We start from the raw sequence: 13865 nt of genomic DNA on the forward strand, positions 1-13865 counted from the left end.
AGACAGCGTATAAAAAAACCGATAGTTACAACTATCGGTTTTTTTTATGATATATAATTTAAATAAAATTACTGTTTTGGAGTTGGTTGGTCTTTATAGATTTCCAATTCAAAAATAAGCGTTGCATTTGGAGGAATTACTCCGCCAGCGCCTCTTTCACCATAAGCAAGTTTTGATGGAAGGAAGAATATTGCTTTTTCGCCATAAGACATAAGATCTAATCCTTCGATAAATCCAGGAATCATGCCGTCTTTTTTTCCAGCCTGAAATGGGAAAGCTTTGTATCCTCCTTGTGCCGCACGATTTGCTTCATGTTTTCCGTAAGCTTTAGCTACTTCTTCAAAACTACTGTCAAAAAGAGTTCCGTCTTCAAAATAACCTGCATAATGAAAATAGAAAGTAGAACCTGCTGCTGGTTTTTCTCCAGTTCCTTTTTGAACTATTTTATAAGTTAAACCAGATGGAGTAGTAGTTGCAGTAGCTTTTGCAGTATCAAAATATGCTTTTTTAGCTGCAATTACAGTAGCGTATTTTTCTTTGTAAAGACGTTCTTTTTCAAGAGAAGCAGCTTCTGCTTGTTTGGCTTTTTCAGCATCAAGTATAGCTTGTTTTTTGGCTTCTTCGGCTTTGTTTTCGTAATAAGAAGCAAATACTTTAGGTGCATCAAATTTCTTTGCCATAGCTCCTTTACGAGTAATCTTTACAGTAAGCATTACATCATCCTGAAGAATAAGATTAACAACACTCATTCCTTCTACAACGTGACCAAATATAGTGTGTTTGTCATTTAACCAAGGTGTATCTTTATGAGTAATAAAGAACTGGCTTCCATTGGTAGTTGGGCCAGAATTTGCCATAGCAAGGATGCCACCTTTGTCAAATCTAAGGCTAGATACGAACTCATCTTTAAAGGCATATCCAGGACCACCAGAACCGTTTCCGTCTGGATCACCTCCCTGAATCATAAAGTCATTGATAACTCTGTGAAATTTTAATCCATCAAAAAATGGTTTTCCTTTTAATCTGTCAACAGTTACATACGGATTTGTTCCTTCTGCTAATGATATAAAATTAGCTACAGTAATAGGTGTTTTTATGTATTCAAGCTGTAATACGATATTTCCTTTTTTTGTTGTAATTGTAGCAAAAATCCCTTCGTTAACTGAAGGTTTTGTTTCAACTTTTGTAATTGCTGTTTTCTTGCTAGGTACAGGTTTCTTTGTCTGTGCTTGTAGGTTAAGTACACCCAAGCAAAATAAAAATAGAATTTTTAATTTCATCTGATTCTAATTTAAAATCGGTTAATTTTTAATATAAACTTATTGTTGTGGCATTTTGTCTAACAACTGTACTTCAAATATAATATTTGCATTTGGCGGAATTACTCCTCCGGCACCAGCTTGTCCATAAGCTAAATGTGATGGAATGAAAAGTACAGCTTTGTCTCCAATAGAAAGTTGTTCGATACCTTCGATAAAACCAGGAATCATACCTTCTTTGCTACCTGCTTGAAATGATATTGGGTTGTATTGTTTAGCTTCGGCTCTTGCAGGATCAAATTTTCCAAAAGCTTGCGCAACACTTTCGATAGAAGTATCAAATAATGTTCCGTCTTCAAGGAAGCCAGCGTAATTTATAAATACTTGTGCTCCAGCAGCAGGTTTTTTACCTTTCGCTTTTTCTGTAATTACAAATTCTAATCCAGAACTAGTTTTTGTTGCTTTTGCTTTTAAATCTGCATAGTAAGCTAATTTTTCATCGCGAACTACTTTGAATTTAGATTCAAATTCGCTTTTTTGTTTTGCTTCAGCAGAAAAATAATCATGAAATACTTTTATAGCGTCAAATTTCTTAGCAGCTGCACCATTTCTTATAATCGTTACTTTCTTGATATAATCATCTTGTTTAATCTGATTAACAACTTCCATTCCTTTGTCTACAACATGACCAAAAATAGTGTGTTTGCCTTCTAACCAAGGAGTTTCAACATGAGTAATAAAAAATTGACTGCTATTTGTAGCTGGTCCGTTGTTGGCCATTGCTAGAACTCCACCTTTATCAAATTTTAAGTCGTTAAATTCATCTTTAAATTTATATCCAGTGTCTCCAGAACCAGTTCCTAGTGGATCTCCAGTTTGAATCATAAAATCTTCAATAACTCTATGAAATTTTAATCCGTCAAAAAAAGGTTTCTTTTTTAATTCTGGATTGGTAACAAACTCATTCTTACCTTCTGCAAGCGTTACAAAGTTGGCTACAGTTATAGGTGCTTTTTGATAATTTAATTCAACAATGATATTTCCTTTGTTGGTTTCAATATCTGCATATAAACCATCAGGTAAATTGCTATGTTCATCTTTACAAGAATAAAGTGTAGTAATCGCAAGTAATAATAATATGAGGCTTTTTTTCATTTTTAAAATATTAATTGTTTTTTTATTAATTTAATGAGTCTTTCTTTATTGCAGGCGTTGTTGTAGGTTTAGGTGCTTCGGTTTTTGTAGATCTTGCTTCCATTTGTTTTCTGTAGGCAGTTTCTGGAACAAAATTGTGTAAAGTAACGGTGCAGATTAATGGCTGATTAATTCCAATTCGTTTTTCATCGCCATGATAGCCATAAGCCATATGAGATGGAAATAAGAAATTTACAGTTTCGTTTTTGTGCATTAATTTGATACCATCACGTAATCCCATCATTATTTCTTGTTTATCTACAAAATAAGTTTGAGGTCTTAGCTCCATTTCGCTATAAATGATGTTTCCTTTTAGGTCTTTTATTTCATAGTCAAAAAAAGCAACATCTCCCTTTTTTGGAGTTATTGTGTCTGTAGTATTTTGGTTTTCATAAGCGTACCAATATCCTTTTGCAGAAGCGATGTATTTTATTTTAGGGTTGCTTTTGATAACAGCCTTAATTTGTTGTTCTTCGGTAGCTACAAGTTTTTTATTTCGTTCAATAGATTTTTTCATGAATGTACCCGAAGAAATAGAAACTGGTCTTCTGGCATCTTCATGTTGTTTACAGCTCGAAACTAAAACGGCTAGAACAATAGCTGAAGCAAATATTTTGGTATAGTTCATGGTTGTTATATTTTTAGTTTGGTTACTAAGTCTTCAAATTTTTTCAGAGTTTCTTCCATTGAGTCAAGTGATTTTCCTCCTGCAGCATTGCTGTGGCCTCCACCATTAAAATGAGCTCTAGCAAATTCATTTACATCGAAACCACCTTGCGAACGGAAAGAAATTTTGATTATTTTCTCATCTTTATTTTCAATAAATATAGCTGTAAAAACAATGCCTTTCATGCTTAGTCCGTAATTTACGATTCCTTCAGTGTCGCCTTTTACATAATTAAACTCATCTAATTCGGCTTGAGTTAATGACATATATGAAGTTTTGTGCTCAGCTAAAATCTTCATATTTTGCAATGCTCTTCCAAGTAATTGTAAGCGACTGTATGAACTATTGTCAAAAAGTAAAATTGGAATTTGAGTGTTTTCAACACCTAAATCAATAAGTTCAGCAATAATACGGTGCGTGTTTCCCGTTGTTCCAGGAAAACGGAAAGAACCAGAATCAGTTAATATTCCTGTATAGATGCAAGTTGCAATAGTTTTATCTAAATCTTCTTTTTTGTCTAAAAATGAAATGAAATTATAAACCATCTCGCAAGTAGATCCAAACGAAGTATCAGAATACATATAAGCTGCATAATCATCCGGTTTTTGATGATGATCAATCATGATAAACGGAGCTTTTAGCTTTGCTAAAGTATGCTCCATTTCTCCAGTGCGGTGAAAAGCATTAAAATCTAGTGTGAATACAATCTCGGCTTCTTCTAGAATTTTAGTACAATTATCGATATCTTTTTCGAATATTTTTACAGTTTCAGAACCTGGTAACCATGCAAGGAAATCAGGAAAATCATTTGGAGCAATTACAACAGGCTCATGGTTATTTTTTAATAAAAAGTGGTATAAAGCTAAGGTTGAACCCATAGCATCCCCATCGGGACCTCGGTGTGGAATTATGGCAATCTTTTTTGGAGTTGCTAATAACAACTTTATGGCTTGAATGTCTTGTATTTTCATGTGTGCGAATTTACATTTTTTTACTGTAAACCTGAAAACATTTTAGACATTAACATGCTTTTATAAGATTATAAGAAATCACTTTTTCTCTTTTTAAATTTTTGCGTAACTATGGTTTGATTTTTTTATAATTTATATGCTAAGTAAGATAAAGTAAACTAATTAGTATAAAATGATTTTATTAATTCTTATTCTTAATTTGTTTTTTAATTATGTCTCCTATTTCTTTTATTTGAGCATCTAGTTTGGCCATTTCGTTATCATATTTATTTGTGTTTCCATTTATTTTATTGTAACCTAACTCGTACATCTTAACTCTTAATTCACAATATGTTATTATGTTTTTATTCTGTATATGTATTCTTTCTGGTAAGTATAATTTATCTAATTTTTTTACTAAAACGATATTTTCATTCCAATAATAAATCCCCCTATCTTTAATCATGTATAGAAGTTCATCTTTATCATTTTTGTTGTAAATACCATATGCTTCCAAGGCCATTTTCTCCATATTAGTAAATTCTTGCATTCCAGTTTCATACTCAATTATTTCATAAATATAAGTTTTTGACTTTTTGAGATAAATAAATGAAACTATAATAATTACTGTTGCAATTGAAGAAATACATATTAAACCAATCTGTTTTTTTTTATTTGTTATAGTAAGTATAATTCCAAATAAGATTCCGGCACAAAAACCTCCAACATGTGCAGCATCATCAACTATTTTGCTAGAACCAAAAAAATTAGAAATAAGTAAGAGACCAATTATTAACAGTACATGGGGTTTTATTTTGTTGTTTAATACACCTGACAAAACTGTAACTAACAATATTCCATACATGCCAAAAACAGCTCCAGATGCACCAGCAGATACCATATCTACATTCCAGTATAAACTAGCTAAGCTGGCTATTATACCACTAAAAAGATAAGTAACAATAGTACCCCATTTTTTTAAGTAAGATTCTAAAAGTAAACCAGCATATGCCAATGCAACACAGTTTGATAATAAATGAAAAATTCCAAGATGTATAAAACAAGAAGTAAGTAATCGCCACCAATCATTTTCGGTTGTTAATGGGCCAAAATTTGCACCCCAATCGATTATGTCATGAGTTTCTGGTAAAAACATGTTGGTTCCAGAAAAACACATGATTAGAAAAATAAGAATATTTAAATTAATCAGAATGGGAGTAATGAAATAATTTTTTACAGGAATAAATATAGAAAGGATAGAATAAAAATGAGTAATACTAGCGTGATGTACTTCTTCTTGAGAGATATTTGTTTGCTCTATTTTAATGTACTCTTCGGGTGAAATTTCTTCTAAATCTTGATTTGATTTTTCTATTATAATTTCATAAAATAAATCTAGAAAAGCCTCTACGTTACGTTTGTTTTTGCCACGGTCATAAGGTTGATTTCCATTGCTGGAGCTATTTATGTATATAGCATCATCTTTAAAACCTACAAAAATATTTTCATCCCAGGTGTTTTTAGTATTTGTGGTTCTTGCTATTAATTGATTTTCGCTTACTTCGACTAAAATCCAATTTAGTTTTTTAGAGATTTTAATTGCAATAGCGATAAATTGTGAACGGGATAAATTAGTAATAAGAGGTGTATATTGGTGATATGATGCGGGTAGTCCAAAAGCCATTTTATTAGAATTTATCAGTTACGGTTAAAGGAACAATACTACAAAAAATCTCTTAAAGAGAATTGATTGTTGTGATTATAAAAAATTAGTATTTTTTCTTTTTAATTTCTGATACAATTTATACTTAGGACCTTTTACAATTTGTGACTTGTAAATACCTACAGAACCTGATGATAAGTAGGCTATTACACAAACAATAACAATGTAAATTCCACTTTCAATCCCAAATAATTCTATTCCCATTATGGTACATGCAATAGGAGTATGAGTTGCTCCAGAGAATACAGCAACAAAACCCATTCCGGCTAGAAGTGCAATTGGCATAGGAACTACAAGCGATAAAGCACTGCCAAAAGTAGCACCTACAAAAAATAATGGAGTGACTTCGCCTCCTTTAAAACCAGCGCCTAAAGTAAATCCAGTAAAGAGAATTTTGAGCAAGAAATCATACCAGGCATTTGTATTTGTAAATGAATCAACAATTGTCGGAACTCCTAAACCTGAAAATTTTGAAAAACCGAAACCAGCAATAGCAATTGCCAGAATGATTCCGCCAACAAAAGGACGAAGAGGAGGGTATTTTATAGTTTTAGAGAATAATGAACCCCAAAAATGCGTGCTACGAGAGAATAATAAAGCAGCAAATCCAAACAATGCTCCACAAATTAAAGTATAAAATAAGTTAGTCGCAGTAATTTCTGGAACAAGCGGAATACTATAATGAGTGTGTTTTACTTGCCAAATCTCGACAGTAAAATAGGCTGCATAAGCCACTATGAAAGATAATAAAATGCTTTTTAGGTTAATTTTACTGAAATAGACGACCTCAAGAGCGAAAACAGCTCCAGCTAATGGCGTTCCAAAAACAGAAGCAAAACCGGCACTGATTCCTAAAATAATCAATGTTTTTCTTTCAGAATCATCGAGTTTAAAGATTCGGGTAAATTGGTCAGCGATTGCGCCTCCCATCTGTACAGCAGTTCCTTCGCGACCAGCTGAACCACCAAATAAATGCGTGATTATAGTTCCAAAAAAGACTAAAGGAGCCATTTTTAACGGAATAATCTGCTTGGGATTTTCGTATTCTTCAAGTAGCAGATTGTTACCTTTTACAACATCTTTTCCTAAGTAATAATAACTAAAACCTACAAGTAATCCGCCAATAGGTAAGAGCCAAATAATCCAGTCATGATGGATTCTGTATTGGGTAACAAACTCTAGAGTAATTAAAAAAAATGCCGAAGCTGAGCCCGATAAAATACCTATCAAAACACAAATGAAAATCCATTTGAGAGCGAGAAGTATTTTTGTTTTTAAATTCATTAAAAAGGGGTAACAATATTTGTTTGAGTACAAATATAATAAATCAGTTTAGAACACGAATTTCACAAACAAATTAGTGAAATTCGTGTTTGAATGCTATAATTAGATTCTGATTTTTAATCTACAATTACCGCAGTAAATTCTATTTCTACCAAGTATTCTGGAGAAACTAGTTTACTAATTTCGTAAAAACCAGTTGTAGGTTTGATATCTTTAAAAAAGGTTGAATGTGCTCCAGCTACAGATTCAAAAGTCGAAATGTCGGTAGTAAAAATACGTGTTCTAATTACATCTTTCATTCCAATTCCTAAGTCTTCTAATACTTTTTCTACTCTTTCCAGAATATTCAACGTTTGTGCATAAGCATCATCGGCTTTAACTTTTTCGCCATCAACAATAGCGACTGTTCCCGAAACTTCTACGATATTACCAATGCGAACTGCACGACAATATCCCATTTTGTCTTCCCAAGGAGATCCTGTCAGGATGTTTTCTCTTTTCATTCTAAGGTTGTTTTGTGTGTTTTTGAATTGCTTTTAGTGGCTTTTTAAGAGTAATTCATAGTTAGATTAATGTACTGCAATTTATGAAAAATGTACAAGAAAGGCTTTAAAATAGTTTTAATAATTCCTTATAAATAATCAGTTTTTGTGATAAAACTTCAAGATTTGGGCGTGTCCCTACGGGTCGGGCTTCCCGATAGCTATCGGGACACGACAAGTCCTCGCACTTCCTTCGTCAGGCTGTGGGCTTTCTGTTGCCATCCCTCACGCGAGATTAATGCTATTAAGTTGAGGAAACTGCTGTGATGTTCCTGATTAAATCTCGCACAAAGAGGCAAAATCGCAAAGAAAATGTATCTAAACTTGGCGACTTTGCGTCTTTGCGAGAAAAATTTTAGTTCAAAAAGCTTAGTTTAATGACATTGTTCAAGAGATTGCGTACAAAATGAGTATTGATTGCAGATCAATTAATGATTGCTTTTAAATATAAACAAGAAAGTAACTTATAGCATATTACAAATTATATCCATTTGTCGCTGCTAGTAAAATCATTAGGAAAGTAAGTAAGATATTGCACCATTCTAGGAGTTGTTCCTTGGTTTGCCGATGCGCAATGAGGCAATGTGTTTTGCCATATTATAAAGTCTCCGGCATTTGCAACTATAGGTACAGGTTGCGTTATTTTGAGTATTTCTTCTCTAGGATTTATAGTAGGATCAAGATTTTTTAACCAAGAATCTATTTTATTATGAAATCCAGGAACACAATGAAAAGCACCATCTTGAGCACCACAATCAGTAAGATAGAGCAGTCCTTGAAACCCAAAACTAATAGGTAAACTTAAACTAACATCCCAATGGAGAGCACCTCCCAAAAAAGTAAATTCATGAGTTTCTGGGGGATTAAAACTTACTTTATCTATCGTTTTGTATATCTCAGTAGTTTTGTATAGCTGTTCATACGCTTTTTTTATGCGAGGAGAAAACCTGTTTCTGTTTAATGTTTCGTGGTCTGAAAAATTAAGCATTAGCCCTTTTTGTTCCTGATGGCTTTCATACCAAGATTCTTTTTTATTAGGATCCATCTTTAAGAAATCCCAAATAGCACGTTGTGTGTCCTCACAATGCTCTTTAGGGATAGCGTCTTTTATAATAACATATCCATTTATATTCCAAAATTCGAGATCATCATCAGATAGTACATTTTCTGTAAGGTCTTCGGTTTCTAGAGGAGTATTCTTTTTGTTTTTATTTACCCAAATTTTAAAAGCTTCAAAATCGGGCTTTTCAAAATATAAATATTGTAACGTATCTTCCATACTAATCCCTAATCGGTATAGCATTTCAATTTCTTTGTCCCAAGTTAAATTTTCATCAGTAGTAACCACCTTATTTGGGTTTAAGATGCGGTTCCATAGACTTTCAAGAATGTTCCAAGGCATAGTTTTATGTGTAGTTGTGATTCGATAATTAAGGGTGATAAATATGGATTGCCTTTTTATTGTGTCATTTCAAGAGGTATTTGATCAAAATAAACTTGTAATGTAAAATCACCTATTACAATACCATTTGCAAGTAATAAGTGACCATTAGGTGTATTGTCCCATTTTGCATTTGTCGAAATATTATACCCTTTACCATTGTGATTTATTATTGAAATACTTTCAATTAATACAGGGTTTCCGTTTTTGTCAACGATTTCTTGTCCTGGAATTAGAGTACTTGCTTTTGTGTATTTTCCAGTTGAAAGTAAGAAAGGAAGGTTTGCATCGCAAATTAAATAAGGTATGTCATTACTAGGTACAAAAACATATACCATTTTTTCAGAATGACTTAGGTGTTTGTTGTCAATGCTAAAAGAGACTTTAGCAATTTTTGATGATAATTTAATTTTACCTTTATTTAATTTTACAGAAATTGCGGATACTGTATCTCCTTTTGTAAAATGGTACATGGGTTTTAGTCCAGTAGGAATTGCGATGAGAGAGTTGTTTTCTAAAGCACTACTATTTAGATTAATGTCAATCAATGGAATAGAATTGGTTTTCATGCTTTGTGTTTTTAGAAAATTTAACTGTGTTTTTTTAAAAGAAAATCTCTCAAAAATAACTTATTCGGAAATAGTATTATTAGGTATAAATACCTGTTTTTTATTGTTTGGTCTTTAATATTATCTAAACCTTAATAATTGTTTACAATCAAATTATTCAACTTGATATTGTTCAAAAAGGCGAAGCTTGTTTTGTGTAGCAGTGAGGTTTTTTTGAAGCGTTTCGATTTTATTTAGTAAATGGGCAATGGCATCAATTCCTTCTAAATTAATTTTTAGATCATAATGCATTCGTATCATTTTTTCAATAGAAGGTAATTGTTCTGGTTGTAAATATTGTTCTTCTTTGAGAATGATAATTTCTATCAGTCCATAATCATTCAGCTTAGATATAAAGTTATCTTCAATTTCATGATATAGACAAAATTGTTTTATTTGGATTAAGTTTTTGTTATTCATGATTTCTTATTTTTGATAATTCTTTAAATAATTCTTTTTCTTTTTCAGATAATTTTGTTGGGATTTTTATGGTGTAAGTGATATATAGGTCCCCAAATTGATTTTCTTTTTTATATACAGGAAACCCTTTTCCTTTTAATTTAACTTTAGTTCCGGGTTGTGTTTCTGGTGGGACTTTTATTTTTACTTTTCCATCAAGAGTATTTACTAAAACTTCTCCGCCTAATATTGCGGTATATAAATCAAGATCAACATCGGCATATAGATTGTTTCCTTCTCGTTTAAAATCTGAATTGTTTTCAATTACAAACGTGATATATAAATCTCCATTAGGACCCCCGTTAGCGCCAGGGCCTCCATGTCCAGGGATTTTTATAATCTGTCCGTTTTCTACACCAGCAGGAATTGTAATTCGGATATTTTTGCCATTAACGACCAGACTTTGCTTGTGTGTTTTGTAGGCCGATGTGAGGTTTAATTGCAATTCGGTATTAAAATCAGCACCTCTATATTTAACTTGACTTCTACTGCTTCTTCTGGATCCATACATAGAATTGAAGAAATCAGAAAAATCACTTTCTGAAAAATCATCTCCAGAAAAATTAGAATAATTGCTGTTATTTTGTTGTTGTTTAGAATATTGTTGCTGGTTAGGGTCATATCCTGCTTTTTCAAACTCGTCAGCATGTTTCCAGTCTTTACCGAATTTATCGTATTTTTTTCGATTTTCGGGATTGCTTAAAACTTCATTTGCTTCGTTTATTTCTTTGAATTTTGTTTCAGCTTCTTTATCATTTGGATTTAAGTCTGGATGATATTTACGAGCTAATTTTCGATAAGCCTTTTTAATTTCGGCTTCTGTAGCAGATTTTGTAATTCCTAATGTTTTATAATAGTCGATATAATCCATTCTTTTGAGTTTTTAATAAAGGTAAATTAAAACATTGAAGTTATGAATAAGTTATTAATTATCAAAATAGTATATTCTGTATCTTGAATATTTGAAAGTCCCTTTATAGGATGCTGTCAATATAAAAGTAGTAGGTTGTGTTTTTTTGGCAGGTTTTTTGCATCCAAAAATTAGCCTAATATATTGTTATAAATCTCTTAAAGTTGTAGAGCACAATTTAATTATGCTATTTTTGCTATATATCCCTATGATTTTGAAAAAATCTAAAAATTGATTCCATAATATTATACCTGAATGAAACAGCTTTTATTTTTTATATTATTAATTACAACCCTTTCGGCATCTGCTCAAGTAGAATTTGCACCTAAGTTTAAACCAATTCCTCCAGCAAATTTTGGTATTAAGCCTAAGAAAACTCCACCACCTGGAACAATTATTCCACCAATGGAAATGCCTGGTATAAAGGCACCAAATGTTTTTAATAGTACAAGTATCGCGCCTGTGCAATCACAATTAAATTCTTCGTATCAAATAGGAAAAACAACAAATAGTTTCTCAATGACACCTTCTAATGAATTTGCAAATCCAGGAGACAGATATGTGCCTGGGATGGAAAAAGATTTGGATAAAACATTAAAAGATCAAGGCCTTAAAGAAGGTAGAGGGGCTTTGCTTAAGCAAAATATTTCGTTTGGAGATTTTAAAACTAAAGCAAATTATTTTATTATAAGACTTAGAGATTTTGGAGCTATTGATGGTGATTTGGTAAAAGTATCTTCTAATGACAAGATAATACAGTCTCAAGTTTTTTTGGATAGTAATTATAAGGATATTAGAATAGTTTTGGATAAAGGATTTAATAAAATGGAATTTGAAGCATTAAATATTGGTAGTTTGGGAGGTAATACTGCTGAGATACAAATATTAGATGATAATAAAAATGTAGTTATTCATGATTATTGGAACAATCTTGCTGCTGGTTTTAAGGCATCAATAGTTGTTATTAAAGAAGAATAAGTTATTTTTTTAAAAATTATAAATAATGAAAGATTCAAAAGGGATTAAGTTTCTAGACTTTTAATTTCCTTTTGAATCTTTTTAGGTTTTGCATATTGATGTTTCTATACATTGAAATAATTACTTTTAACGAGTAATTATTAATTTTTTTTAGGCTTTGTATCTCTGATTTTCTGAGCTTTTAGTAAAAAAAGTGAATGGTGATAAAAAAAATATATTTTTTTCATTGCTCTGATTTTTCAATTCGGAATATAAAAAGTATTTTTGCGCATGCAACACAACGTACTTATTTTAGATTTCGGATCGCAATATACTCAGCTTATTGCGCGTAGAGTTCGCGAATTAAATATATTCTGCGAAATCTTCCCTTATAATCATTTTCCGAGTGATTTATCAAGTTATAAAGCAGTAATTCTAGGAGGAAGCCCATTCTCTGTTCGTGCAGAAGATGCTCCACATCCAGATTTATCTCAAATTCGTGGTAAACTTCCAATGTTGGCAGTTTGTTACGGAGCACAATATCTAGCTCATTTTAGCGGAGGAGAAGTAGCTGCTTCAAACACTAGAGAATATGGTAGAGCCAATTTATCTTATATTAAGGAAAACGAAGTTTTCTTTGAAGGTGTTTCAGAAAACAGTCAAGTTTGGATGAGTCATAGTGATAGTATCAAAGCTTTGCCTACAAATGGAGTAAAATTAGCAAGTACGCATGATGTAGAATTTGCTGCTTACAAAATTGAAGGCGAAACTACTTATGCTATTCAATATCACCCAGAAGTTTTTCATTCAACTGATGGATCAAAGATGCTTGAGAACTTTTTAGTAAAAATTGCTGAAGTTCCTCAAAACTTTACACCAAATGCTTTTGTTGAAGAAATGGTGGCAGAGTTGAAGGAAAAACTAGGTAATGACAAAGTAGTTCTAGGATTGTCAGGAGGAGTAGATTCGACTGTAGCTGCTGTATTATTAAATCAAGCAATTGGTGAAAACTTATACTGTATATTTGTAAATAACGGTTTACTTCGTAAAAACGAATTCCAAAATGTATTGGATCAATACAAAGGAATGGGTTTAAACGTAAAAGGAGTAGATGCTGGAGATCGTTTTCTTAGCGAATTAGCAGGAATCAGTGATCCAGAAACCAAACGTAAAACGATTGGTCGTGTATTTATCGAAGTTTTTGATGATGAATCACACCTTATTGAAGATGTAAAATGGTTGGCACAAGGAACAATTTATCCAGATGTTATTGAATCAGTATCTGTAAAAGGACCTTCTGCAACGATTAAATCTCACCATAATGTAGGTGGATTGCCAGATTACATGAAATTAAAAATTGTTGAGCCTCTTCGCATGCTTTTTAAAGATGAAGTACGTAGAGTAGGAGCCTCTTTAGGAATAGATCCAGAGTTATTAGGAAGACACCCTTTCCCAGGACCTGGATTATCAATTAGAATTCTTGGAGATATTACTCCTGAGAAAGTTCAAATTTTGCAAGATGTTGATGCCGTATTTATTGACGGATTAAAATCTTGGGGATTGTACGATAAAGTTTGGCAAGCAGGCGCAATTTTGCTTCCTGTAAATAGTGTTGGTGTAATGGGTGATGAGCGTACTTACGAAAAAGTAGTAGCGCTTAGAGCTGTAGAATCTACTGATGGTATGACTGCCGACTGGGTACATTTGCCATACGATTTCTTAATGAAAGTTTCTAACGACATTATAAATAAAGTAAAAGGTGTGAATCGTGTAGTTTACGATATCAGCTCAAAACCACCTGCAACAATTGAGTGGGAATAATCTTTGATTATCTCTCTGAAATATATTAAGACAATGCCCATATGAAAATA

13 protein-coding genes are annotated in these 13865 nt (G+C 32.2%); 2 read left to right on the plus strand and 11 right to left on the minus strand.

The features are described from left to right. Nucleotides 1-68: 68 nt before the first annotated feature. The 11 genes from EAG11_RS02265 to EAG11_RS02315 form a co-directional block, all read right to left on the minus strand. A complete protein-coding gene (locus EAG11_RS02265; protein WP_129537701.1) occupies nt 69-1280 on the minus strand; it encodes a peptidylprolyl isomerase in 1212 nt (403 codons plus the stop codon). A 39-nt stretch (nt 1281-1319) separates the two neighbouring features. Next, nucleotides 1320-2414, minus strand: coding sequence for a peptidylprolyl isomerase (locus EAG11_RS02270; RefSeq protein WP_129537702.1), 1095 nt, complete (start codon nt 2412-2414; stop codon nt 1320-1322). A gap of 25 nt (nt 2415-2439) precedes the next feature. After that, the gene (gene gldI, locus EAG11_RS02275; protein ID WP_129537703.1) at nt 2440-3081 is read right to left on the minus strand and encodes a gliding motility-associated peptidyl-prolyl isomerase GldI; all 642 of its coding nucleotides are present in this window, start codon (nt 3079-3081) and stop codon (nt 2440-2442) included. Nucleotides 3082-3086: 5 nt separating this feature from the next. Continuing rightward, nucleotides 3087-4091, minus strand: coding sequence for a bifunctional oligoribonuclease/PAP phosphatase NrnA (locus EAG11_RS02280; protein ID WP_129537704.1), 1005 nt, complete (start codon nt 4089-4091; stop codon nt 3087-3089). Between the two features lie 181 nt (nt 4092-4272). Further along, entirely contained in the window at nt 4273-5754 is a 1482-nt protein-coding gene (locus EAG11_RS02285) for a rhomboid family intramembrane serine protease (protein WP_129537705.1), read from the minus strand. 75 nt (nt 5755-5829) lie between these two features. Then, complete coding sequence (locus tag EAG11_RS02290; protein ID WP_129537706.1) at nt 5830-7077, minus strand: voltage-gated chloride channel family protein; 1248 nt, start codon at nt 7075-7077, stop codon at nt 5830-5832. A 116-nt stretch (nt 7078-7193) separates the two neighbouring features. Next, nucleotides 7194-7580 (minus strand): RidA family protein, encoded by a 387-nt coding sequence (locus tag EAG11_RS02295; protein ID WP_129537707.1) that lies wholly within the window; start codon nt 7578-7580, stop codon nt 7194-7196. A gap of 520 nt (nt 7581-8100) precedes the next feature. After that, complete coding sequence (locus EAG11_RS02300) at nt 8101-9021, minus strand: phytanoyl-CoA dioxygenase family protein (RefSeq protein WP_129537708.1); 921 nt, start codon at nt 9019-9021, stop codon at nt 8101-8103. A 56-nt stretch (nt 9022-9077) separates the two neighbouring features. After that, the gene (locus EAG11_RS02305; RefSeq protein WP_129537709.1) at nt 9078-9629 is read right to left on the minus strand and encodes a hypothetical protein; all 552 of its coding nucleotides are present in this window, start codon (nt 9627-9629) and stop codon (nt 9078-9080) included. Nucleotides 9630-9782: 153 nt separating this feature from the next. Further along, nucleotides 9783-10088: a chaperone modulator CbpM gene (locus EAG11_RS02310; protein ID WP_129537710.1), complete on the minus strand. Its 306-nt coding sequence runs from the start codon at nt 10086-10088 to the stop codon at nt 9783-9785. Continuing rightward, nucleotides 10081-10998: a DnaJ C-terminal domain-containing protein gene (locus tag EAG11_RS02315; RefSeq protein WP_129537711.1), complete on the minus strand. Its 918-nt coding sequence runs from the start codon at nt 10996-10998 to the stop codon at nt 10081-10083. The genes EAG11_RS02310 and EAG11_RS02315 overlap by 8 nt, the downstream gene beginning before the upstream one ends. Before the next feature lie 294 nt (nt 10999-11292). Here EAG11_RS02315 and EAG11_RS02320 point away from each other — a divergent pair, with 294 nt between their 5' ends. Further along, nucleotides 11293-12015, plus strand: coding sequence for a hypothetical protein (locus EAG11_RS02320; RefSeq protein ID WP_129537712.1), 723 nt, complete (start codon nt 11293-11295; stop codon nt 12013-12015). 270 nt (nt 12016-12285) lie between these two features. Next, nucleotides 12286-13815: a glutamine-hydrolyzing GMP synthase gene (gene guaA, locus EAG11_RS02325; RefSeq protein ID WP_129537713.1), complete on the plus strand. Its 1530-nt coding sequence runs from the start codon at nt 12286-12288 to the stop codon at nt 13813-13815. Nucleotides 13816-13865: the final 50 nt, after the last annotated feature.

Origin of the sequence: Flavobacterium sp. 140616W15, assembly GCF_003668995.1 — a bacterium.
GTDB lineage: Bacteria > Bacteroidota > Bacteroidia > Flavobacteriales > Flavobacteriaceae > Flavobacterium.

Excerpts from the sequence above, each read along its gene's own strand:
- EAG11_RS02265 (WP_129537701.1), bottom strand. The coding sequence starts at position 1,280 with ATGAAATTAAAAATTCTATTTTTATTTTGCTTGGGTGTACTTAACCTA.
- EAG11_RS02270 (WP_129537702.1), bottom strand. The coding sequence starts at position 2,414 with ATGAAAAAAAGCCTCATATTATTATTACTTGCGATTACTACACTTTAT.
- gldI (WP_129537703.1), bottom strand. The coding sequence starts at position 3,081 with ATGAACTATACCAAAATATTTGCTTCAGCTATTGTTCTAGCCGTTTTA.
- EAG11_RS02280 (WP_129537704.1), bottom strand. The coding sequence starts at position 4,091 with ATGAAAATACAAGACATTCAAGCCATAAAGTTGTTATTAGCAACTCCA.
- EAG11_RS02285 (WP_129537705.1), bottom strand. The coding sequence starts at position 5,754 with ATGGCTTTTGGACTACCCGCATCATATCACCAATATACACCTCTTATT.
- EAG11_RS02290 (WP_129537706.1), bottom strand. The coding sequence starts at position 7,077 with ATGAATTTAAAAACAAAAATACTTCTCGCTCTCAAATGGATTTTCATT.
- EAG11_RS02295 (WP_129537707.1), bottom strand. The coding sequence starts at position 7,580 with ATGAAAAGAGAAAACATCCTGACAGGATCTCCTTGGGAAGACAAAATG.
- EAG11_RS02300 (WP_129537708.1), bottom strand. The coding sequence starts at position 9,021 with ATGCCTTGGAACATTCTTGAAAGTCTATGGAACCGCATCTTAAACCCA.
- EAG11_RS02305 (WP_129537709.1), bottom strand. The coding sequence starts at position 9,629 with ATGAAAACCAATTCTATTCCATTGATTGACATTAATCTAAATAGTAGT.
- EAG11_RS02310 (WP_129537710.1), bottom strand. The coding sequence starts at position 10,088 with ATGAATAACAAAAACTTAATCCAAATAAAACAATTTTGTCTATATCAT.
- EAG11_RS02315 (WP_129537711.1), bottom strand. The coding sequence starts at position 10,998 with ATGGATTATATCGACTATTATAAAACATTAGGAATTACAAAATCTGCT.
- EAG11_RS02320 (WP_129537712.1), top strand. The coding sequence starts at position 11,293 with ATGAAACAGCTTTTATTTTTTATATTATTAATTACAACCCTTTCGGCA.
- guaA (WP_129537713.1), top strand. The coding sequence starts at position 12,286 with ATGCAACACAACGTACTTATTTTAGATTTCGGATCGCAATATACTCAG.